Source organism: Streptomyces sp. NPDC002787 (genome assembly GCF_053592095.1).
Window position 1 is genome coordinate 164,628 of the sequence record NZ_JBSFVC010000020.1, and the last position, 21,297, is coordinate 185,924.

Genomic DNA, 21,297 nt, shown 5'->3' on the forward strand with positions numbered 1-21,297 from the left:
GGGTAGGGGCGGCGGGGGCGAGAAAGGCTCGGGCTCAGCCGGGGCGCAGGTGCCACCGGCGGGTCACGATCCACTCCGCCCGGACGATCTCCGCCGGTATCCCCGAGTCACCCGCCCAGCCCGGCACGTACACCGGCGCCCCGGCGGCCAGCGGCAGCACCCGCACCCGCAGCGCCCCCGCAGGCAGCCGATCGAGGCCGATGTCCCACACCCCACGACCCGCATGGAACTGGTCGGCGACGAGCCGGTCCCCCACGTACGCCCGGGCCACGTCACCGGTCCAGTGCAGACGAAGGAGCGTCCCCGGTGGCGGATCGTCCGGCAGAGCCACGACGTACTCGGCGGCCACCACGTCGAAGTACGCGTCGGCAGGCACGCTCGCCCGCCCCAGCACACCCGTGGTGACCGGGGGCGCCTCCCCCGCGGGCCGCACCAGCGTGACCGGAAGCGGGCCACCCGCCCCGCCGAGCCCGCGCCGCCCGTCGTCCTCCGCCACCATCGTGTAGCGGAGAAACACCCCGTCCGCCGCCTCCTTCACCATCGCCCCGGCCACCACCGGAGCCCGTTCCGGGGCGGGCAGGACGGCGAACGACGGTTCCGGGGCCGCGCTGTGGACGCGTACCTCGTCCGCGTGGGCGTCGAAGACCACCCCGCCGCCGGAGAGAATCATCCGGTCGGCGCCCCAGGCGGGGCCCCGGTAGGCGGTACGGGCCGTCGCCGCGTCCAGGATCAGGAGGCCGACCCTGCTGCCGTCGGTGGCGTCGATCTCGACCAGGGCGTCCGTGCCGGGGCGCAGCCCGGTCACGAGGATGCGGTCGCCGGTGGTCGTGACCTCGCCCGAGAGTGCGGAGAGTGTCGTCACCGTGCGCTTGTCCAGGGCCAGTTCGGGGGTGATGCCGTCGGTCGCGGCCAGGACCAGGACGGTACGGCCGCTGCCGTCGTCGACCGTGCACACGGGCTGTGCGGTGGCCCAGTCGAGCCGCAGCCCGGCGATGTGGAGCCGCAACGGCCAGCAGAAGTAGGCGCCCCGGGGAACGGTGACGGGCTCGCTCGGCAACGTCAGGGCCTCGGCGCCCGGTGCCCCTCCCGGGAACTCGACCGTGAACGTCGTACCCGGATGGTCCGGCAGCGGCTCGTGCGGCTGGTGGTTGTTGACGAAGAGGAAACCCGACTGCCCGTCTCCCCGTACCGCCCACCGCAGCGTCTCCCGGTCGCCCTGGCCCGTCGGCTGCCGCTCGGGCAGGGCCGACTCCATCGGGGCGATCAGGTGGCCGAGGTCGGCCAACAGCAGGTGCTGGAGGCGGAGTTCGTCGTAGGAGGGCCGGTACTGGCCGTACTCGCCGAGCGGGGCCTGGAAGTCGTAGGTGAGGACGGGGAGGTCGTTGGGGTAGCCGGTGGCGTGGGATTCCTGGAGGGGCGTACGGTCGCCGAGCGGGTTGGTGCCGCCGTGGAACATGTAGTAGCCCTGCCAGACCGAGCCGCAGCCGATCTTGGTGAGGCCGAGGGCGCCGATGTCGGCGGTGTCGACACGCGGCCGGCGGTGGTAGGCCACCGCCATCCCGCCGCCCAACTCGCAGGTGGCCCAGGGAAATCGGTCCGCCGATTCCTCCGGATCGCCACCGCGTACCGTCGTCGGGCGGAGGTCCGCGCCGATGCCCTCGTCGTCGCGCTGGTGGGTGAAGAAGAAGTGCTTGCGGCAGGTGTCGGGCCAGCCGCCGTCCGCCTCGGTCCAGAAGGTCTCGGTGTAGCCGCCGTAGAGGGGCAGGAGTTCGTCGGGCGGCAACCGCGCTCCGCCCCAGGCGGTCGATGTCCACAGCGGAGCCGACAGGCCGGCCTCCTGGGCCATGCGCTTCAGGGTGAGCAGATGGCCCGGCCCGTCGTACAGCTCGTTCTCGATCTGGATCGCGACGATCGGGCCGCCGTGGGACCGGTCGAGGCCCTGGAGTTGTCCGGCGAGCGCCGTGTACCAGGTGCGTACGGGGTCGAGGTAGGCCGGGTCGTCGGTGCGGGGTGCGTCCGTGCGGGCCAGGACCCAGTCCGGCAGTCCCCCGTTGCGGACCTCGGCGTGGACCCAGGGGCCGATGCGGGGGATGAAGTCCAGTCCGTGGCGGGCGCAGAGTTCGGCGAAGCGGCGCAGGTCGCGGTCGCCGTCGAAGCGGATACGGCACTCGGTCTCCTCGTGGTGGATCCAGATGACGTACGAGGCGACGACCGTCACCCCGCCCGCCTGCATCTTCAGCAGTTCCTCCTCCCACTCCCCGGCCGGGTAGCGGGTGTAGTGGAACTCGCCGGAAACGGGGAACCACGGACGGCCGCCCCGCGTCAGCCAACGGCTGGTGACCTCGATGGGGTCGGGCACGCCCGGCGCGTCGGCGAAGGGCAGGTGGCCGCGCGACGGCGGCACCCGCCCGGCCGGGAGCCGCAGATGGTGCGGCGGTGTCATCAGGGCTTCACCGGTCCGAGGTCGGGTGTGTCCGTGAACTCCGCGCGGGCGCTGGTCGTGGCGTTGAGTTCGAGCAGGACCAGGTCGTTGGCGCCGGGGCGCAGGACAGGGCCCGGGACGTACAGGGTGCGCTGCGGGCCCCGGTTCCAGTAGCGGCCGAGGTGGAAGCCGTTGATCCAGGCCTGGCCCTTGGTCCAGCCGGGCAGGGCGAGGAAGGTGTCGGCGGGTGTGTCGACGTCGAAGGTGCCGTGGTGGAAGGCGGGGACGGTGAGCGGGGTGGCCTCGGCCGGGGCGAAAGGGACCGTGGTCAGGTCGGCCAGCGGCAGCCGGTGGGCGGCCCAGCCGAGCAGGGCGGTGCCGTTGAAGGTGACCGGGCCGAGGAGGCCCTTGGCGGCGCCGATGCGCGGCCCGTAGTTGACGCCGCCCATGTTCTCGACCAGCACGTCGAGCGTGGCGCCGGGGTGCGGGACCCGCAGGGGCAGGGTCTCGTCGTGGCGTTCGCGTTCCAGTACGCCGACGGGGGCACCGTCCACGAAGACCTGGGCGCGGTCGCCGACACCGCCGTCGAAGTGGAGCAAGGCGTCGCCCGCCGCGGGGAGGGTGGTGCGGTAGAGGACATAGCCGGAGCGCTGCCCCAACTCCTCCATGGTGACGGGGTGTTCGGTGCGCCCCACCGGGGCGTCGAGGGAGGTCGCGTACGGCAGCAGCGGCGCACGGCGCGTCAACTCCACGGCGATGCCCGAGAGTTTGGGCGCGGGTGCCGGGGCCGGCTCGTCCGGGACCGGGGCGTGGCGGGCGATCACCTCGCGGAAGGCGTGGTACTTGGGGCCGGGGTCGCCGGACTCGGTGAGGGCGGCGTCGTAGTCGTAGGAGGTGACGATCGGGGCGTAGCACTGGTCGTGGTTGGCGCCGTTGGTGAAGCCGAAGTTGGTGCCGCCGTGGAACATGTAGATGTTGACGGAGGCACCCGCTGCCAGGAGCTTGTCGAGGTCGGCGGCGGCGCTTTCCGTGTCCCGTACGTGGTGCGCCTCGCCCCAGTGGTCGAACCAGCCGATCCAGAACTCCGAGCACATCAGGGGCCCTTCGGGCTGGTGGGCCCGCAGCGCCTTCAGCGACTCCTCGATCCTGCCGCCGAAGGTGGCGGTGGACAGGACGCCGGGCAGGCTCCCGGCGGCCAGGTGATGGCCGGAGCCCGCCTGATCGCAGGTGAAGAGCAGCTCCTCGACACCGCGCGAACGCAGCGCCTGGTGCACGTGCTTGAGGTACGCGGTGTCGTCGCCGTACGCCCCGTACTCGTTCTCGACCTGGACGGCGATGACGGGCCCGTCGTTCGCGGCCGTGTAGGGCAGCAGCGGGGGCAGCAGGATGTCGAGGTAGCGGTCGAGGGCGCCCGTGAAGCGGGGGTCGCTGGAGCGCAGCCGGATGTCGGGGTCCGAGGTGAGCCAGGAGGGCAGGCCGCCGCCGTCCCACTCGGCGCAGATGTAGGGGCCGGGGCGCAGCAGGACGTGCAGGCCCTCGGCGCGGGCGATGCTCAGGTAGCGGGGCAGGTCGAGCAGGCCGTCGAGGACGAGGTCGCTGTCGGGGTCGGGCTGGTGGAGGTTCCAGGGGACGTACGTCTCCACGGTGTTCAGGCCCATGAGCCGGGCCTTGCGCAGCCGGTCGGTCCACAGGTCGGGGTGGATGCGGAAGTAGTGCATCGCGCCGGAGATGATCCGGAACGGCTCTCCGTGGAGGAGGAAACCGTCGGACGACGTGGTGAGGGCGGGCGTGCGCAAGGCAGTTTCCCTTCGGCTGGGACGGGTGGAGGACAGGGGGACGGACGGTGTGTCGAGCGGTCTAGCCGGCATGCGGATGGGAGCGGGTGGCGCGGATCAGCCACAGCGTGGCCAGCAGGCACACGGCCGAGACCGCGCAGAGCAGCAGCGGGACCGCGCGGACGCCGGACCACTCGATGGCCTTGCCGAGCGCCGGACCGGCCGCCACTCCGCCGATCATGGAGGCGGCGATGACGAGCGCTCCGGCCCGGCGGGCGCGGGGCGCGGCCTCGTTCAGCCAGGGCAGGCCGGTGGGGAAGATCGGCGCGATGAACAGGCCGACGCCGGCGTAGGCGTACGGGGCGAGCCAGGGCACCGAGGCCAGCAGCAGGCACACGGTCATGCCGGCGCAGGAGACGGTGATGATCGTCTGCGGCGAGTAGCGCAGGGCGATGGGGGCGACCAGGAAGCGGCCGACCGTCAGCATCAGCCAGTACACGGCGGTGGCGGTCGCGGCGGCTCCGGCGCCGTAGCCGACCGTCTCCAGGTGGGTGGGTTCCCAGCCGCCGACGCCGGCCTCGATGCCGACGTGCAGGATGTAGAGGGTGACGAACACGGCGAGCACCGAGCCGAGGCTGCGGCCGAGGGCCGAGCCGCCGGACCTCTGCTCCTCCGCCGGACCGGCCGACTGGGGCGCCTGGTCGCGTACGCCCCGCAGGCACAGCAGCAGCGGCAGGTTGGCGGCGGCGAAGGCGAGGAAGAGCGCCGGGTAGTGCTCGGCGCCGACGGCGGCGATCAGAGCGGGGCCGAGGATCGCGCCGATGCCGAAGTGGGCGTTGAGGATGTTCAGCATCGCGGTGGAGCGGTGGCCGAAGCCGCCGGCGAACAGCTGGTTGAGGCCGTAGTCGATGCCGCCGAAGCCGAGCCCGGCGAGCAGGGCGGCGGCGAGACAGACGGGCCAGTTCGGCGCGAGCGCGAAACCCGCCGCGCCGAGGGCCATCAGCAGGTACGAGGCGCCGAGGATCCGGCGGTTGCCGATCCGCCCGTACAGCCGGTCGAAGAGCAGGACACCGGCGACGCCGCCGACGAAGTGCGCGCTCAGCCCGAGTCCGGCGGCCGACGGCGACAGTCCGAACTCGTCACGGAAGGCCGGGATGGCGGGGCCGTAGAGCGCCTGGAGCACGCCGATGAGTACGAAGCCGACGCAGGACGCCACCACGGCGGCAGGGCTGAACACCCTTGCCTCCGAGGTGGGTTGGCTGTGTTTCGCCTCTTGCGCGGTCGGTGTGTCGGGCACCCGGGACTCCGCCTCCTCCTGACTGGGACCCTCGCAGTGTTACCGGTAACATGAGTGCCGTCAAGATCTCCCGCAGGCCCGACTGACGGGTTTCCGGGGGATGGCTCTTGGACTGTGTTTCCATGCGGCCGTGAAGAACGAGAGCGCGGCCCGTGGAAGTGCCACCCAAGACGCCCGGAGTCGAAGCGAAGGTGACCGGCATCGGACCGAGGAGGTCCGGAATCGGACCTCAGATGTCCGGAATCGGACCGATCGCGATCTCGGGGACTGTGTCCGGGTGCTCGCCGAGGTCCATGAACGCGACGGCTATCCGGTCAACTGGCCCGACCGACCCGGCGACTGGCTGACGCCGCCCGCGCTCGTCGCCGCCTGGGTGGTGGAGCTCGACGGCCGGATCGCCGGGCATATCGGCCTGTCCCACAGCGACGCGGGAGACGCGGCGCCCGGACTGTGGAGCGCCCGTGCGGGCGTGAGCGTCGACAGGACCGCCGTGATCAGCCGTCTGTTCGTCGCTCCGTCGGCCCGCGGCCGGGGCCTCGGCGCGTTGCTCATGACGCGGGCCGTCGCCGAGGCGCGGGAGCGCGGCCTGCATCCGGTACTGGACGTCGTCGCGTCCGACACGGCGGCGGCAGTCCTGTACGAGCGACTCGGCTGGCAGTTGCTGGCCACGGTCGAACAACGGTGGAGCCCGGACCGGACGGTGGCCGTCCGGTGCTACGCGGCGGCCACCTGATCGGTCGGCCGGTCACCCCGGAGTACAGCGGCCGCAAGCGGCAGGGCGGGAGCGCGCCCGGGAGCGGGTTCCGGGCGCGCTCCCGCCCGAGCGTGGTCAGCAGATGTTCTGTGCGCTGTTGACCAGGCGGTTGTTGCGGAAAGTGGTGTTCTCGCCGCAGGGGCTTTCCCGGATGGACGAGTTCGTGACCGTCAGGTTCTGGACGGTGATGTCACGGTTGTTGGGGAACTCCGAGCGCGCCGCGAGCCGGATCTCGCCGCCGCCGGAGACCGTGCCGCTCTGGGCGGCGAGGTTCACGTTGTAGCAGTTCTCGATCAGGATCGCGTTGTTGCCGGTGTTCGTGAGGTTGATCCGGTCGATCACCGCGCCACCGCTCTCGGAGACACAGAAGACACCGCGTCCGCCGCCGCGTGCGATCACCTCGCCGACCCGGATGTTGGTCGGGTACGCACTGCCCACCCGGCCGTTGCGGTTGGCCATGCGGAAGGCCGCGTAACCGGTGCCGGCGCCCGCGCCGTCCGCGTCGACCTTGGTGACCGTGGCGTTGATCGTCTGGTTGAGGAGCAGCCCGGATTCGCCCACGTTGCGGGCGGTCACCGTACCGACGGTGAGCCCGTCGACGCCGTACGTCTCGACCGCGTGGCTGCTCGCGCCCGACACGTACACGTTGTCGATCCGCACGTTCCGCGTCCACTGGCTGGTGTCGCCCCGGTTGTCGATGCGGACGCCGAGACCACGCGAGAGACGCATGTCGAGCTGGCCGAGAACGACGTTCTGGACGTTGCGCAGGAAGATCCCGTACAACGGGGTGCCGGTGAGGGTGAGGTGCTGGACCTCGATGTCCCGGGTACCGCGCGAGTAGACCGGCGCCTGGTCGCCGGAGCCCGTGCCGGTGACGTTGATCGTGCCGCACACGTCGAGCACGGTGTAGCTGGGCAACGACACCCGCGAGCCGGCGCTGATGGACCCCGAGCCGCGCACGACGACGCGTTCCTTCGAAGTCCGGCCGGAGGTGAGGCTGTTGACGGCCGCCTGGATCGCCGCGCGCATGTCGGTACCGGTGTACGTGACGCTGCTTCCGCGCCGCGCGGTCCAGGTACTGCCGCTGAGCACGGCCTCCGCCTGGTAGGCGCCCTCGCCGCAGGCCGCCGCGATCCCCGCCTCGGCGGCGACGGGGGCGACGGCCAGTTCCGGGGCCGGGCTCGTGGGCGCGGTCAACGCGGCGGCGCCGGTGAGCAGGGCCGTGGCGCAGGCCGCGGTGACGAGGGCCCGGGCGCGGCGGAAGGAGGCACGGGTGGCGGCAACGGGCATTGTTCCTAGTGTTGTTGACATCGCGTCGGGTGCGCGACGACGTGTCGGTTCGGTGGGCTGGGCTGCGGCTCTGCGTCCCATCTCGGCTTCTCCTGTGGGGGGATCGGCACGCCTGCCGGGCGTCCGACATCCGCCGCGCGCGCTCCTCGTCGAACCCGATTCGACCGGGACGTTCTCGGCCGAGGGGTCCCGATGGGGCTGGTGACCGTAGCGGCGCGGCTTCGCACGGCACCAGGGCCGTACGGCGGTGATGCGGCAGGCGATTCATGTGGCGGGCCGCGAGTGTGGCAAGCGCTTTCCACGGGAGTCAAGAGTCAGGAAGCTCCGTACTCCGTTCCCACACGACCCTCACGCGTCATCGGCGGCTCGGCGGGCGTCTCCTTGACGGGCCCGAAGAGGACGGCCCGGGCCACGGCCGGGGCGAACAGGGCGCCGAACGGTTCCCTGAGGGAGACGACGGAGCGGAAGGCACGGCCCACGACGGGGTCGCCCGGGCTGCGCTCCTGCACCCGGCGCAGATACCAGCCGGCGACCCGGTCCGCGGGCCGCGAGGCGACCGCGTTGCCGACCGCCCCCGGCATCTTCCTGTCCGACCCGGCCGAGATGTCCCAGGCCTGGCGCGACGCCGCGAGCAGCGCCCGCTGCACCCGGCGGGTGGTGGGCGTACGGCGCGGATCGGCCAGCGCGTCGCGCAGCGCCACGGCGCTCATCGCGGCGACGGCCATGCCCTGCCCGTAGATCGGGTTGAACGTGCACAGGGCGTCGCCGGTGGCCAGGAACCCGGCGGGGCGGCGGCCCGGCAGGTCGTAGCGGCGCCGTACGTTGGCGGTCCGCCGGAAGCCGGAGACCGGTGACAGCGGCTCGGCCCCGCGCAGCCAGCGGTGCACCACCGGGTGCGGCAGCCGCTTGGCGTACGCCTCGAACTCGTCCTCGTCCGTGGGCGGTTCGTCGCCGCGCAGGCCGGAGAGGGTGACCAGATGGGTGCCGTCCTCCAGGGGCACGGCGACGAAACCGTACGGCTGCGCGGGGTGGGGGACGATATGGAGGCCGAGGGTGTCGGCGGAGGGTTCGCTGCCGAGGGTTCCCGTGGTGTCGCGGTAGACGCGGGAGGCGTACGCGAGGCCCGTGTCGATGATCTCCTCGTGCGGGGCCTCGGCACCGATGGCCTCCAGCCAGCGTGGGGCCTTCGTACCGCGCCCGGAGGCGTCGACGACCAGGTCGGCGGCCAACTCGCGGTGCTCGCCCCGCTGTTCGGCGTGCTGTTCACCGCGCAGCTCACTCCGCTGTTCACCGCGCGGTTCGCCCCGGTGTCCGTCGCCGCGCTCCCGCAGCAGCACGCCCCGCACCCGGGTGGCGTTCCCGAGCAGGCCGATCGTCTCGGTCCCCTCGATCAGGGTGATCGAGGGGACGGCGAGAACCCGACGCCGTATCAACCGCTCGATCTGCGCCCGGGATCCGGTGTGGATGTGGGTCGACGCCGGCACCCGGCGCAGCCAGCGGTCCGCCTGCCACTGGACCATATCCGCGGGCATCCCGACGCGCGGGGCGCCCTCGGCCCGCAGTTCCCCCATGAACCCGGGCAGCAGTGCGTCCAGGGCCAGTTGACCGCTCTCCAGCAGAACGTGCGGGTGCCGGCTCTGCGGCACGCCCGGGCGGCCCGCCGTAACCTTCTTGCCGTCCTTGCCGCCGTCCTTGCCGTCGTTCTCGCCGCCGTTCTCGCCGCCGTCCTTGCCGTCGTTCTCGCCGCCGTTCTTCCCGTCGTTCTTCCCGTCGTCCTTGTCGCTGTCCTTCGGGAAGCGGTCACGCTCCACGATCGTCACGCGCTCGGCGTGTCCTGCTAACGCCAGGGCAGCGAGCAGCCCCGCAAGGCTGCCGCCCACGACGACCGCGTGCCGTCCGGCCGGGCCGTCCGGACGAGTTGAGCCTCCACGGCCCCAAGTTCCCGTTCCCCACGCAGAGTTCACTGGATCCCCCTCCTCACACCAGATGTACGTTCGAGGTACACCAGTATTCATGTCCTGCTGATGGCCACCGTCTCTGGGGGACGACGTGCAACGACCTGACGACCGCCGCGCCTCGGCCCTGCGCTTCGCGACGGAACTCGTCGCCTGGGTGGCCACCCCGTGGGCGTTGGCCGCGTACTCGTGGCCGCTCGCCGTACTGGCGGTGCTCGTGCTGATCGGCCTTCCGACCGTGTTCTCCACGCCGGGTGACAAGGCGCAGGTGATCGTCCCGGTGCCGGGCGCGGTCACGATCCTGCTCGTACTGCTCCAACTCGTCGCGGCCGTGACCTCCGCGTGGCTGGTGTGGCCCGGCTGGGCGGCGGCCCTGGTGTCGGCGCTGGCTGCCGCCACGCTCGTCACGGAACGCCCGCGTTGGCGGTGGCTGCTCGACCGCGGGTGACGGCCACCGGCGTCGGAGGGCACGAAACGCACGCAACTCCGGCCCGCTCGTGAAGTCACGTATCGTCGGCCCGGGAGCGCGGAAGATACGAGATACGAGATATGAGGGGGCCGAATTGGCACTGGAGCCGGTGCGGTTCGCGGTTCTGGGGTCGGTACGGGTGTGGCGGGCGGGCGTCGAGGCGACGCTCGGCCGTCCGCAGGAGAGGGCCTTGCTGGGGCTGCTGTTGGTGCGGGCGGGGCGGCCGGTGGCGGTGAGCGAGATCGTCGATGTGCTGTGGGGGCGACGGCCCCCAGCCAGCGCGGTGAATGTGATTCGGCGTCATATCGGTTCGGTACGGCGTCGTTTGGAGCCGGGCCTGCCCAATCGCGCTGTCGGGCGGTGGCTGATACGGGACGCGGGCGGGTACCGGCTGCTGGTCGACGCCGACTGTCTGGATCTGCTGCGGTTCCGGGCGCTGCGGGACGAGGCGCGTCGCGTCGGTGCCGACGCGTCGCCGACGCGGGTCGTGGAGTTGCTCATGGAGGCTCTGGACCTGTGGCGGGGGCCGGTCGGGGCCGGGATTCCCCCGGAGGTGCGCGAGCGGGCCGGGTTCGGTGCGGTCGACCGTGAGCGGGTGGCGGCCGTACGGGAGGTCGCCGACGCGGCCCTGCGCGCCGGTACGGCCGCCGTCGTCCTGCCCGCGTTGCGGGAGGCGGCGGCCAACCACCCGTTGGACGAGCCTCTGCTGGCCCGGCTCATTCGCGCGCTGGCCGCCACCGGCCACGAAGCCGAGGCGCTGAGCGCCTACCGCGCCGCCTGCGCGCGGCTCGCCGACGAACTGGGCATCGACCCGGGCGCGGAACTCCGCGAGGCCGCCGGTGGGTTGGTGCTGCGTAGGGCGGGGGTGGGGGCGAGGGCGGCCGACAGGGCCGTACACGAGCGCGGTCAGTACGAGCGCGGTCAGTACGAGCGCGGTCTGTCCGAAGGCGGTCTCCACGAAGGCGGCCTCCACCAAGACGGTTGCTATCAAGGCGGTTGCGACGAGGGCGGTTGCTACGAGGGCGGTTGCTACGAAGACGGTCCTCATGGCGCCGATCCCCAGGAGGGCAGTCCCTGTGACACCGCTCCCCACTCTGTAGGGCGCCACGACGGCGGCTTCCATGTCGCCGGTTCACACGTCGCCGGTTCACACGTCGGCGGCCCTCACGACAGCGGTCTCTACGACGCCGGTTCACACGTCGGCGGCCCCCGCGACACCGGTCTCCACGACAACGGTCTCCACGACGCCGAACCCCACACCGACGCCCCCCACAACGCCGGTTCGCCGTCGCCCACTCGTTCCACGTTCGGTTCTCCGGAACCCGACACCGCCGCCGGAGCCACCCCACCGGCTGCGCCCGCGCCGACCGCCGTGCCCGCCCAACTCCCCCACGATCTCCCGACCTTCACCGGCCGCCGTGCCGAGCTGGACGAAGCCCTGGCCCTTCTCGCGAGCCGGAGCCACGGCGCTGCGGAGGGCGTCGGCGCTGTCGACGGCGACGGCGACGGCGTGAGCCCCACCGCAACCGTGGTGATCAGCGCCATCGGCGGTATGGCCGGGATCGGCAAGACCACACTCGCCGTGCACTGGGCCCATCGGGTCGCGGACCGTTTCCCGGACGGGCAGCTGTACGTCAACCTCCGGGGGTTCGCCCCCTCGGGTGCGGTGATGAGCGCGGGGGAAGCGGTCCGTGTCTTCCTGGACGCGCTGGGCGTACCCCCGGAGCGGGTCCCGAGCGGGGTGGACGCTCAAGCAGCGCTGTACCGCAGCCTGTTGGCGGGGCGGCGGTTCCTGGTGCTGCTGGACAACGCGCGGGACACCGAGCAGATACGGCCGTTGCTGCCGGTCACTCCCGGCTGTCTGGCCATCGTGACGAGTCGCGACCAGTTGTCGGGCCTGGTGACCGCGCACGGAGCGCACACGCTGACGTTGCGTCCGCTGGACGCCGAGCAGGCGCGGGTGTTCCTGGAACGCAGGCTGGGAACCGGACGGCTCGCGGGCGAGGCGAGGGCGGTGGCGGAGATAGCGGCGCTCTGCGGAGGGCTCCCGCTGGCGCTGGCCTGTGTCGCCGCGCGGGCCGCCGCGCACCCCGGCTTCCCGTTGTCGGCGATCGCGGCGGAACTGCGGGCGGCGCACGGCAGCCTGGACGCGTTCAGCCGGACGGACGCGTCCGCGAACGTCGAGGCGGTGTTCTCCTGGTCGCTGGCCGCCGTGTCGACGGAGGCCGCGCGCCTGTTCCCACTGCTCGCGCTGCACCCCGGCCCGGACTTCTCCGCCACCGCGACGGCCGCGCTGGCCGAACTCCCGGTGCGCCGGGCGGGGTTGCTGCTGGCTGAGCTCGCCGATGTCCACCTCGTGAGCGAGCCCGCCCCCGGACGGTACGCCCTGCACGATCTGCTGCGCGCCCACGCCGCCGAACTTTTGCACGACCGGTACCCGGACACCGGCCAGGAGGCGGCCGAAGAGCGGCTGTACGCGTACTACGCGCTCACCGCGCACGCCACCGAGCCGCTGCTCGCGCCGCACGCGGATCCGATGCCACCGGGACCGCCCCCGGCCGGCGTCCAGGCCGAACCGCTCGCCGGTCACGAGGAGGCACTGGCCTGGCTGACCGCCGAGTACCCGGTGCTGCTCGCCGTCGTCGAGGCGGCGGCACGGGCCGGTCATGACCGAGCCGCGTGCCTGCTGGCCTGGTCGCTGGAGCCGTTCTTCGACCGGCGGGGACACTGGCACGACTGGGCGGCAACCCAGCGGACCGCGCTCGACGCGTCCCTCCGGCCGGCCGACCCCGCGTGGGAGGCCAGGGGCCTGCGGGCGCTGGCCCGGGCGGAGGGACGGCTGGGACTACACGAGGCGGCCCGACCCCGCCTCGACCGTGCGCTGGCGCTCTTCACCGAACTGGGGGACGCCATCGGGCAGGCCGACACCCACCGCAGCCTCGGCTGGACCCACGACCAGCTGGGCGACCTGCCCGGCGCCCTGCACCACAACCGGCTGGCCATGGAACTGTTCCGGGAAGGCGGCCGCCGGGCCGCGTACGCCAGTGTCCTCAACTCCGTCGGCTGGTACCACGCGCTCCTCGGTGAGCACCGCCAGGCCCTGAGCCACTGCCACCAGGCCCTGACCCTGCTCCAGGAACTCGGCGACTGCTACGGCGAGGCCGCCACCTGGCACACCCTCGCCTACGCCCACCACCACCTGGGCCGCCACCCGAACGCCCTGCTCGGCTACGGCCACGCCCTGGCCCTCTACCGGGAGCTGGGCGTGCCGTATCTGGAGGCCTGCACCCTCGTCCACATCGGTGACACCCATGCCGCGATGAGCGACCACGAGCAGGCCCAGGAGGTCCGCCGGCAGGCTCTCACCCTCCTCATCGCCCTCGGCCACCCCGACGCCGACCAGGTACGGACGCTGCTCGCCGCGACCGGCCGATGCGCGTGAGCGGCCCGCGCGACACCACCGCCCGGGAGGGAGGTGAGGCGTTGACACGGTTCGAGGTGCTGGGACCCCTCCGGGTGTGCCGGGGCGAGACGGAACTCCCCCTCGGATTCCCCCAACAGCGGTCTCTGTTGGGGTTGTTGACGGTGCGGGCCGGGCGGCCGGTGCCGCTGGGCGAGATCGTCGACGTGCTGTGGCCCGAGCGGGCGCCGGCCAGTGCGAGGAACGTGGTGCGCCGTTACGCCGGTTCGCTGCGACGGTTGCTGGAGCCCGGGCTGCCGCCTCGGGTGCCCGGGCGTCGGCTGCTGCGCCGCGCCGGTGGTTATCTGCTGGCGGCGGACGAGGACGAGGTCGACCTCCTGCGGTTCCGCGAGCTCGCCAAACGGGGCAAGCGGGCCGCGGCCACCGGGCGCTCCGAGGCGGCGTTGCGGCACTTCGTGGAGGCGCTGAGCGGGTGGCGCGGACCGGTGGCGATGGGCATCCCCGCCGCCGTACGGAAACACGCCGTATTCGCCGAAGTGGAACGCGAGTTGGTCCGTACGACCCGGATGGCCGCCGACGCGGCGCTGCTCTGCGGCCGGACCGAGCAGGTGCTGCCCCACCTCCGGCAGGCCCTCGAACTCGACCCCCTCGACGAGTCGTCGCACGCCGCGCTGGTCATGGTCCTCGCCGCGTCCGGCCTCCAGGCGGAGGCGCTGGTCGCGTACGAACGCGTACGACGGCTGCTGGCCGAGGAGTTGGGGGTGACACCCGGCACGGAACTGGCGGCGGCCCACACCCGGGTGCTCCGACAGGAGTGGCAGCAGACGGGCCGGCGCACGACACCGGGTCGTGTGACCGGGTCGCCAGGCGGACCCGCGACACCGGGTGCCGCCTCCGGCTTCCCAACGGGCCGGTCGCCTGCGTCTGCACCCGCAGTCGCAGCCGCACCCGCACCCGCACCCGCACCCGCACCCGCACCCGCACCCGCACCCGCACCCGGCTACGTCACCAGGCCCGCCCAACTGCCTCCCGCCGCACCGGTCTTCGTCGGCCAGGAAACTGGACTCCGCCGTCTGGCCGAGATCACGGACGCGGTCGCCGGCTCCGCCAGGGCGCCCGCGACCGTGCTGATCAGCGGTATGGCCGGAATCGGCAAGACCACACTCGCCGTGCACTGGGCCCATCGGGTCGCGGACCGTTTCCCGGACGGCCTACTCCACGTCGAACTGAGGGGCTTCGCCCCGGCCGGGGCTCCTCTGGACCCGGCGTCGGCGCTGCGCGGGATGCTCGCCGCGCTCGGCGTGCCGCCCCCACGCATGCCGGGCCGTACGGACTCCCTCGCCGGGCTCTACCGCAGTCTGCTCGCCGGCCGACGGCTGCTGGTCGTGCTGGACGACGCGGCCGACACCGAGCAGGTACGGCCGCTGCTGCCCGCGTCACCCGGCTGCCTGACCCTAGTCACCAGCCGCAACGGGCTGCCCGGTCTCACCGCCTCGGGCGCCCATCCGCTGCACCTGGACCTGCCGTCCGCGACGGACGCGCGGGCGATGCTGACGGCGCACCTCGGGCCCGCCCGGCGGGCCGCCGGGCCCGCGACATCCGAAGAGATCGAAGAAATCGGGGAGATGGAGGTGACGGGAGAGACGGATAAGACGGACGAGACGGACGAGACGGACGAGACGGAGGAGATCGAGGAGATCGAGGAGATCGTCACCCGGTGCGGCCGCCTGCCGCTGGCCCTGACGATCGTGGCCACCCGGGCCGCCGCCCGCCCGGACGCCCCGCTCTCGACCCTCGCCGCCGAGCTGCGGCGCTCCCGGGACACACTCGACGCCTTCACCGGCACGGGAGGGACGCCCGACGTCCGTACCGCCTTCGCCCGCAGCTACCGTCGGCTGCCGGCGGAGAGCGCTCGACTCTTCCGTCTGCTGTCCCTGCATCCCGGACCGGACCTCGCCCCGGACGCGGCCGCCGCTCTGGCCGGTCTCCCGGTTCGCCGCGCACGGCTGCTGCTCGACGGACTGGCCGACGCCCACCTCGTCGCCGAACACGCGCCCGGCCGCTACGCGCAGCACACCCTGCTGCGCGCGTTCGCCGCAGAGCTGACCAAGACGTACGACTCCCCCGAGGACCGCCGCGCCGCCCGCGGCCGCCTGCTCGACCACACCCAGCGCCCCGGCCGCCCCTAGGGCCTGTCGTCACTCCACGGTCACTCTTTTTTCACATCTCCCTTCCTACGCTCCCGTGCAGCGATTGCCGGTGTGTTCGAACTGCCGTGGAGGAAGCAACAGATGACCAGGTCCGCCATCAGCACCCTCGGGGCCGCTGGCCTGCGCGTCGCCGTCCTCGACCACCGCTTCGACGGGACGGCCGCGCGGTTGCCCGGCGAGGGAGGGCCCGGGGCGCCGGCGTACCGGCTGACCGCGCGGGTCGGTGGCGCGTACCTGTTCGTGGGGGTGCGCGGGACCGGCGTGCCACTCTCCGACCAGGTCGCGGACGTCTCGCTGGAGCCTGGGGACATCTGCTTCTACGACGCGAACCGCCCGCCGTTACTGGACTTTCCCGAGCGCTGCCGGCTGAAGGTCTTCCTCGTCCCGCGCGAGGAACTGGGGCTGGAGGGCAGCGACATACGGCAGGTGGTCGCGACCCCGGTCGCCCGGTCCTCCCGGCTGGGGACGCTGCTGTCGCCGTTCCTGTCCGAGCTGGCCGACACGGCCGTCTCCGCCGAACCCCTGGTCGGCGAGTTGCTCGCCCGGAACGCCGTCAACCTGCTGGCGACCCTCGCCACGGAGCGGTTGGGCCGGGCGGCGACGGGCACGCCCGGCGGTCGGTCGCCGCTGGTGGCGCGCATCCTGCGCTTCGTCGACGAGCATCTGGCGGACGCGGATCTGTCTCCCGAGGTGATCGCGGGGGCCCACCACATCTCGGTGCGCTATCTGCACAAGCTGTTCCAGGACGAGGGCACGAGCGTGGGCCGCTGGATCCAGCGGCGGCGGCTGGAGGAGTGCCGACGCGACCTCGTACTCGGCGTCCGCAACCGCCGCACCATCGCCTCCGTCGCCGGCCGCTGGGGCTTCCTCAGCGCGACCCACTTCAGCCGGGTGTTCCGGGCGGCGTACGGCATGTCACCGAGCGAGTGGCGGGAGACGGCGGGCCGGGAGACAGCGAGCGGTGAGACGGCGGGCCGGGAGACGAGAGGCCAGGAGACGACAGGCCGGGAGAGGCCGGGCCGCTGGGCGACGCGGACCGGCGGCCGATAGCGCCGGCGGCCTCGTCCAAGCCGCCTTGGAGGCCGGGCGGCGTCGGCCCGTCGCGGACGAGGGCCGGCCCCGGCAAGCTCGACGTTCGCCCGGCCGAGCCGGGCCGCTCACCGTGGCGATGATGCTGCCGCTCCAGTCGGACCGGCCGGCGCTGCGTCGGCAGATGCGCAGCGACCTCCAGGGCGCGTATCTGGGACAGCGGCAGACCAACGCGGGTGAGGGCGAACTGCCCAGGATCCGGTTGGTGTTGGCCAACCCCGGGCGGAACTACGGGCGGCAGGAGGAGGTCGTGGACACCCTGATCGCCATGGCCGAGTCGTCGAAGGACCGGCTGCGCGCCGTCACGGGCTTCAACCTCAGCCTCGACGCCACGGAGAAGGCCGTCGAACGCCTGACGGAGCACGGGATCCCGGTGCTCGCCTCCCGGATCACCGGCGACCGGATCGCGAACGAGGACGGCGCGGTGAAGCAGCGGTTCCCCGGTCTGGCCCGGATCATCCCCACCAACAAGGACGCGGCTCAGGCGCTGGCCAACTTCAACGGTGAACGAGGCCGACAGGACGTCAGGACGGTGCTGGTCCACGACACCCGCCAGGACGCCTACGACGAGTCGCTGGCGACCGCGTTCCGGGGCATCGAGGAGACCGGCCCGGCCGGGCCCGCCGCCATGCCCTTCGAGTCCCGGGGATCTACGAGGCGGGGTCGACCGGCAACCAGTTCACCCAGATCGCCAACAACATCTGCGACTCGCAGGCCGACACCGTCTACTTCGCGGGACGCACGCTGCACCTGCGGATCTTCGCGCTCAAACTCGCCCAACAGACCTGCGGAGACCGGCACTACACCATCATCAGCGGCTCCGACGCCGCCTCGCTGCGGCAAGGCATGTCGGAGAAGGACTGGGCGCGGCTGCGCGGCGCGGACGGCCGCGCGAAAGTGACGGTGCAGTACGCCGCCCCCGCCCACCCGGCCGCCTGGAGCATTGAGTTGGAGGCGTGGACGAAGAGGTGGGGACGCGACCCACGACCGCGAGCCCACCGCCGACGAGCTCCCTCACTACCTTACCGAACCCAAGGCCGCCCTGGACGGCCTGAACAAGCTGATCGAGACCACACGCCAGGAGGGGATCGATCTCGGCTCCACCCCGAACCTGGAGGACTCCCGCACGATGCTCGTCTACGACGGTCTCGTCACCATCGGCACCGCCCTGCACGAGGTACAAGGCGACGACGCCGAGCAGGTGCCCAGCCTGGACGACGTCGGCAGGGAGTGGTCCAAGCTCCAGTCCCGGCAACGGGTGAAGGGCACGAGCGGTCTGATCTGCCTCACCAGCGGCGGAAACCCGTACGACAAACCGGTCGCCGTCGTCGAACTGGACCCGGGTCAGGAGGGCCGCGGCAGGCTCAAGTTCGTCGGCATCGGCTGGCCCACGGGCCGGGAACAGCCGAGGAACTGCGTGATCCCAAGCAGCACGCCCTGAGCACGGCCTCCGTGCACTGCACCACCACCACGACTTTCGCCGCCGGCGCTTTTCCCCGGTCCAGGCGGCCCCGGCCCAGAGCCATACGGCCTGTGCGGCCCACCGCGGTACCGCCCTGCCCCGGCACGGCGAAGGCCGCCAGTTCACCGAGCACGGCTGGGCGCCGAGACCCGAGACCTACGCAGGACGAGACCATGAGCGTTCGTGCTGCGTGGCGCCTGGTCGTGCTGCTGAGTGATGTTTTAGCTGATCAGAGCACGTCTGGCTGCTTGGTCAGTGCTACCTCGTATTACGTGGTCCAAAGGCGTCCGGCCACCGGTTGGCCACCGTGAACAGGTGCCGCGGGCAGCAAGGACCCGGATCACCCAGGTTGTCGGCCGCCCCCAGACCCTCCTGCCAGCGTCACCGAAACAGCCTCATCGTCGTGCGATGGTACCGATAGCCGCAAGGAGAACATCACGCCTCAAGCGGGGCGCCGATGTCATCATGCGCTGGTGGCGCCGCTACGACGAGGACTTGCATGACCCTGTCGCCGAGACGGTCAACGCCCCTGCGTTCGGAGCCGCCTGCTCTTTGACCTCGTCCGGCACAGGCGCCACACCGGCCGTGACAGACCACTCCCCCAGATTGAGGAAGGCGCCGAACGCAGGACTCATCTCCATCAGATCGCCATCAAGGCGCCAACCCCGTTCCTCCAGCAGACGGACACCTCGCAGCAGTTCCTCTTTGCCCGGGATCTTTCGGCTGAGTGCCGTGCCATTCACCACGCAGTCGCGCCCAAGAGGGTCCTTCGCGACAACAAAACCCTCACCTACGCCTCCAAAGGCGTACCGAAGATCCCTCACCACCCCAGCCCGAGTCTTCTCTTCGGTCTTGGAGGCCGAGGACTGCGACGCCTTCCCTCGTGTCGGCTCGGACGACGGAGCAGACGCCCCGTTCTCACTACCTCCGCAGCCAACCCCCAAGAACCCCACCATGACCGCACCGGCAACCGCGAAACCAGCGTTCCTGCCCATTTTGTCCCCACCTCGATCAGGGCTGTCCATCGCAACCCGCCAGGACCTATCCCCACGCAGACGACGGGCTCCTCACTCGCGTCGCTACTCCTCTTCACGATGAGATTCAAATCCTCAATCTGACAACATGTTAAAGATCTTCAATTGCTGAGGTTGGCTCAACCAGCGCCGCACCACATGCCAGTGCTGCACGCGCGGCATCGACGCCCGGTGCGGCCAGCCCCGCTGCGGTGCCGCCAGCCAGTGTTGCCACAAGCTGTTCTCCCCACTGACGCCCACCTAGACGAGTCATCCCGATGTGATTAGTGGTCGTAGGCGATCAGGGATCGCAGGACGGGCTGTCCGGTCTTGTGGTTGTGCCAGATCGCGGCGGCCATCGCGAGGATGCGCTGGGCGACGCGGACTGCGACGCCCTCGAGGGTCCGGCCACCGTGCTGTTGCAGGTCGAGCTGACCTCTGAGGGTGTCGTTGACCAACTCGATCAGCTGCCGCACCGACTTCAGCAGGGACTCGCCCCCGCGAACAAGCATGTAGTAGGTGTGGATGTCCGCGTCGGTCAGGTTGTGGACCGTGCGGATCTCGGTCCGCTGGCGGACCGTGGTGATCCGCACCAGGATTCCGGAACCCGTCCGATGCCACTCACCCTGCTTCAAGTCGTTGGCATCGACCCCTCGTGCAGCACCCTGTACCCAGAAGGGGTGGCCGTCCGTCGTCGTGATCGTGGCCGTACCGCTTCCTCGGCCGCCAGGTCGGTGGCCCGCACCTCGTCGCCGGTGGCGAACTCCTCGATGGGCTTCTCGGTCCAGTCGGCCATCAGCCCCATGGTGCCGGGAGCGAAGCTGCTGCCCACCTCGCAGGACGATCCCTTGGCCGGCGCGTCGGCGTCGGGTCCTGGTCTCGGCCTTCTTCTGCGCTCCATCGCCCTGGAGCATCATGACGTACACGGCAGCAACACCGCGATGAAAGAACTGGGCTGACCTTCGCCCCCAAAGGCATCACAGCCATCGGTCGTGTGTCATGGCCGCCGTCAGTCCACCTGCTCAGGACGAACTCTATCGACCAGATGCACCAATGCTTCCTCCGGGCTCCCGCCATAGAGGGCGAGAAACGCATCGTAGGCGCCGTACGTCCGGCCCCCCTCGGCAACGAGGAGCACGAGAGGACCGGAAGCCGCGGTGCCCACGGGCGTCAGCCTCTCTCCCGTTCGCTGCTCGTATCCCCTCAGCTTTTCGCCGTTGACGATGCGACTGGCGCGCTCGGCGTTCAGCTCGCAGCTGTGCGTCCCTGGATCGAGCGGATGGCGGGGATGATCGAAGCCAGTTCCGTTGAATTCCTCGATGAAACGCAGCGCCGTCGGCGAGCAGTGGATTCCCAGCTCATCCCAGACATCCCTGATGTGCCGGACATCCGCTTCGGAGGCCATCCACCGGGCGTCCTGCGCCAGGATGTCAGACAGCCTTTCCGGCAGCCCCGCCTCGCGAGGACTATCCGGCCGATCCGTCACCCGCGCCGCCCCCTCCCAGAATCCTCCTCAACCCCCTTGCACACCACGAAATGGGAATTCGCGAACGCTTCGGCCTGGGTAGCACCAAGAAGGCCATCAAGAGTCACCGCCAGCATGGTGTTCGAGTTCCCCGCTGCCTACTGAACACCATTCATCCAGGCAGGGAGACCGTTCTCTGCGACATTCCTATTTACGAGTGGACGCGCCGAGGTCTCACATGAAGCACATCTCCACATTCTTTTGCACGCAGACTCGGAGCACGACGACGAGATCGCGAATTTCCCTGATCTGATTCCTGAACTCAGAGTTCGAATCCGGACTCGCCTCCCACTCGGTCAGGAAACTTTCAAGACGCGACAAGATCGGCCCGCAGGACATCATCCCATGCGGTTTCACCACCAAATCCCTGCATAGCATCCAGAGAGAACCCTTCCTCTGAAGCCAGACGCCTACGGAATGCGGCGAACTCTCGATACGAAAAATACGCGTCCGGCCCTTCGACGTCCCCATCGCCGGGAAACAGGCACAATCCCACCATAATCCCTCTCGGAGATCAGGAGCACCCTCTTCGAAATGATTCGGTAACCATTCCCCCGCTCCTGCGCGATCGCAAGCTCTCCTCGTCTACGCCCTTGAACTTCGCCAAGCGCTTGA

15 protein-coding genes and 3 pseudogenes are annotated in these 21,297 nt (G+C 71.2%); 9 read left to right on the plus strand and 9 right to left on the minus strand.

The annotated features are described in order from the left end of the window. Window positions 1-34 precede the first annotated feature (34 nt). From ACWD26_RS27330 to ACWD26_RS27340, 3 genes are all read right to left on the minus strand, one after another. Window positions 35-2,443, minus strand: coding sequence for a beta-galactosidase (locus tag ACWD26_RS27330; protein WP_451274467.1), 2,409 nt, complete (start codon window positions 2,441-2,443; stop codon window positions 35-37). Beyond that, the gene (locus ACWD26_RS27335; protein WP_451274469.1) at window positions 2,443-4,218 is read right to left on the minus strand and encodes a glycoside hydrolase family 35 protein; all 1,776 of its coding nucleotides are present in this window, start codon (window positions 4,216-4,218) and stop codon (window positions 2,443-2,445) included. Before ACWD26_RS27335 ends, ACWD26_RS27330 begins: the two co-directional genes overlap by 1 nt. A gap of 61 nt (window positions 4,219-4,279) precedes the next feature. Beyond that, the gene (locus tag ACWD26_RS27340; RefSeq protein WP_451274471.1) at window positions 4,280-5,434 is read right to left on the minus strand and encodes an MFS transporter; all 1,155 of its coding nucleotides are present in this window, start codon (window positions 5,432-5,434) and stop codon (window positions 4,280-4,282) included. A 337-nt stretch (window positions 5,435-5,771) separates the two neighbouring features. Between ACWD26_RS27340 and ACWD26_RS27345 the strand changes: the two genes are divergently transcribed. Then, window positions 5,772-6,227, plus strand: coding sequence for a GNAT family N-acetyltransferase (locus tag ACWD26_RS27345; protein ID WP_451274473.1), 456 nt, complete (start codon window positions 5,772-5,774; stop codon window positions 6,225-6,227). A gap of 96 nt (window positions 6,228-6,323) precedes the next feature. Here ACWD26_RS27345 and ACWD26_RS27350 read toward each other — a convergent pair whose 3' ends face one another. Beyond that, window positions 6,324-7,538 (minus strand): hypothetical protein, encoded by a 1,215-nt coding sequence (locus ACWD26_RS27350; protein ID WP_451274475.1) that lies wholly within the window; start codon window positions 7,536-7,538, stop codon window positions 6,324-6,326. A 314-nt stretch (window positions 7,539-7,852) separates the two neighbouring features. Beyond that, a complete protein-coding gene (locus ACWD26_RS27355) occupies window positions 7,853-9,418 on the minus strand; it encodes a monooxygenase (RefSeq protein WP_451274477.1) in 1,566 nt (521 codons plus the stop codon). Between the two features lie 169 nt (window positions 9,419-9,587). Here ACWD26_RS27355 and ACWD26_RS27360 point away from each other — a divergent pair, with 169 nt between their 5' ends. From ACWD26_RS27360 to ACWD26_RS27385, 6 genes are all read left to right on the plus strand, one after another. Continuing rightward, the gene (locus tag ACWD26_RS27360; RefSeq protein WP_451274479.1) at window positions 9,588-9,941 is read left to right on the plus strand and encodes a hypothetical protein; all 354 of its coding nucleotides are present in this window, start codon (window positions 9,588-9,590) and stop codon (window positions 9,939-9,941) included. Window positions 9,942-10,056: 115 nt separating this feature from the next. Then, window positions 10,057-13,404 carry an AfsR/SARP family transcriptional regulator gene (locus ACWD26_RS27365; protein WP_451274481.1) on the plus strand — a complete coding sequence of 1,116 codons (3,348 nt, stop codon included), beginning with the start codon at window positions 10,057-10,059 and terminating at the stop codon, window positions 13,402-13,404. A 41-nt stretch (window positions 13,405-13,445) separates the two neighbouring features. Beyond that, on the plus strand, window positions 13,446-15,572 hold the full coding sequence (locus ACWD26_RS27370) for a BTAD domain-containing putative transcriptional regulator (RefSeq protein ID WP_451274483.1): 2,127 nt from the start codon (window positions 13,446-13,448) through the stop codon (window positions 15,570-15,572). A 102-nt stretch (window positions 15,573-15,674) separates the two neighbouring features. Then, window positions 15,675-16,643, plus strand: a complete 969-nt coding sequence (locus tag ACWD26_RS27375; RefSeq protein WP_451274485.1) for a helix-turn-helix domain-containing protein — start codon at window positions 15,675-15,677, stop codon at window positions 16,641-16,643. A 118-nt stretch (window positions 16,644-16,761) separates the two neighbouring features. Then, a complete protein-coding gene (locus ACWD26_RS27380) occupies window positions 16,762-17,583 on the plus strand; it encodes a hypothetical protein (protein WP_451274487.1) in 822 nt (273 codons plus the stop codon). A 42-nt stretch (window positions 17,584-17,625) separates the two neighbouring features. After that, window positions 17,626-18,123 (plus strand): hypothetical protein, encoded by a 498-nt coding sequence (locus ACWD26_RS27385; RefSeq protein WP_451274489.1) that lies wholly within the window; start codon window positions 17,626-17,628, stop codon window positions 18,121-18,123. Window positions 18,124-18,626: 503 nt separating this feature from the next. Here the strand turns inward: ACWD26_RS27385 and ACWD26_RS27390 are convergent. Continuing rightward, window positions 18,627-19,139, minus strand: a complete 513-nt coding sequence (locus ACWD26_RS27390; protein WP_451274490.1) for a hypothetical protein — start codon at window positions 19,137-19,139, stop codon at window positions 18,627-18,629. A 154-nt stretch (window positions 19,140-19,293) separates the two neighbouring features. Between ACWD26_RS27390 and ACWD26_RS27395 the strand changes: the two are divergent. Then, window positions 19,294-19,419 (plus strand): annotated as a pseudogene (locus tag ACWD26_RS27395) (site-specific integrase); the annotation flags it as partial. Between the two features lie 22 nt (window positions 19,420-19,441). Here ACWD26_RS27395 and ACWD26_RS27400 read toward each other — a convergent pair. After that, a pseudogene (locus ACWD26_RS27400) lies at window positions 19,442-19,651 on the minus strand (IS982 family transposase); the annotation flags it as partial. Between the two features lie 75 nt (window positions 19,652-19,726). After that, window positions 19,727-19,945, minus strand: a pseudogene (locus tag ACWD26_RS27405) (hypothetical protein); the annotation flags it as partial. On the opposite strand from ACWD26_RS27405, the gene ACWD26_RS27410 reads away from it, so the two are divergent. Beyond that, the gene (locus ACWD26_RS27410; protein ID WP_451274514.1) at window positions 19,838-20,116 is read left to right on the plus strand and encodes a hypothetical protein; all 279 of its coding nucleotides are present in this window, start codon (window positions 19,838-19,840) and stop codon (window positions 20,114-20,116) included. The pseudogene ACWD26_RS27405 and the gene ACWD26_RS27410 sit on opposite strands and share 108 nt — an antisense overlap. A 50-nt stretch (window positions 20,117-20,166) precedes the next feature. On the opposite strand, the gene ACWD26_RS27415 is transcribed toward ACWD26_RS27410, so the two are convergent. Then, window positions 20,167-20,562 (minus strand): SUKH-3 domain-containing protein, encoded by a 396-nt coding sequence (locus tag ACWD26_RS27415; RefSeq protein ID WP_451274492.1) that lies wholly within the window; start codon window positions 20,560-20,562, stop codon window positions 20,167-20,169. Window positions 20,563-21,297: the final 735 nt, after the last annotated feature.